Annotated in this window: 2 protein-coding genes; both read left to right on the plus strand. The window is 59.3% G+C overall.

What is annotated here, in order from left to right; all coding sequences use genetic code 11:
- Positions 1–864: SRPBCC family protein (locus NH344_RS18175; RefSeq protein ID WP_290444110.1), on the plus strand; the 864-nt coding region annotated here is incomplete at its 5' end.
- 33 nt (positions 865–897) lie between these two features.
- Positions 898–1,154 (plus strand): aromatic-ring-hydroxylating dioxygenase subunit beta (locus NH344_RS18180; RefSeq protein WP_253028292.1); only part of this gene is annotated, 257 nt, incomplete at its 3' end.

Consider the following 1,154-nt stretch of genomic DNA (forward strand, 5'->3'; position numbering starts at 1 on the left):
GTGCAGCCGCTCGAACAGCACCTAGGTGAAACCACCAAGGTCATCGACAACATCGTCGACCAAGCCCCCGAAGGTCTTGAGATCCTGCGCGGCACCTCATCGTACACCTACACCGGCAACTGGAAGCTACAAGCCGAAAACGGTGCCGACGGCTACCACGTCAGCTCCGTACACTGGAACTACGCCTCCACCATGGAGCGCCGCAACTACGACGCCGGCGGCACCAAAGCCGTGGACGCCGACGGCTGGTCGAAAAGCAAAGGCGGCTTCTACTCCTACGAAAACGGCCACATGATGCTGTGGACCCGGCTGCTCAACCCCGAAGTCCGCCCGGTCTACCAGGAAAAGGAGTGGATCCAAGAGCAGTTAGGGGAAGCCCGCGCCGACTCGATTGTGAATCAAACGCGCAACCTGTGCCTCTACCCCAACGTCTACCTAATGGACCAGTTCTCCACGCAAATCCGCGTGCTGCGCCCCATCGACGTCAATAAAACGGAAGTCACGATCTACTGCTTCGCCCCCAAAGGCGAGTCAGCGGAAAACCGTCGTGTGCGTATCCGCCAATACGAAGACTTCTTCAACGTCTCCGGCATGGGCACACCGGATGACCTCGAAGAGTTCCGTGCATGCCAGGAAGGCTACAACGGCGCCCTGGCCGAATGGAATGACCTCTCCCGCGGGGCCAAGCAATGGATCGAAGGCGCGGACGAAAACGCCCAGGCCATCGACATGAAACCACTGCTCAGCGGCGCCTCTCCCGAAGATGAAGGCCTCTACGTACTGCATCACAAGCACTGGGTCAGCGAAATGCTACGCGCCATCGACAAAGAGCGCAGCCAGTTTATCGCCACCGCGTCTGCCTAAGCGCCCGATGTCTAAAGAAAGGAGAGAAAGGCCATGAGTATCAGCTATCACGACATCCAAGCCTTTTTATACCGCGAAGCCCGTCTGCTGGACGACCGCGAGTGGGACGAATGGCTCACGCTGTATCACAAAGACGCCGAGTTCTGGATGCCGGCCTGGGACGACGACGACCAGCTCACCCGCGACCCCCATAGCGAGATCTCCCTGATCTACTACCCCAACCGCGAAGGGTTGGAAGACCGGGTGTATCGCATCAAGACCGAGCGTAGTGGTGCCAGCACACCGGAGCC

The sequence above is a fragment of the Halomonas sp. Ps84H-12 genome, from assembly GCF_024124725.1.
Classification (GTDB): Bacteria; Pseudomonadota; Gammaproteobacteria; order Pseudomonadales; family Halomonadaceae; genus Vreelandella; species Vreelandella aquamarina.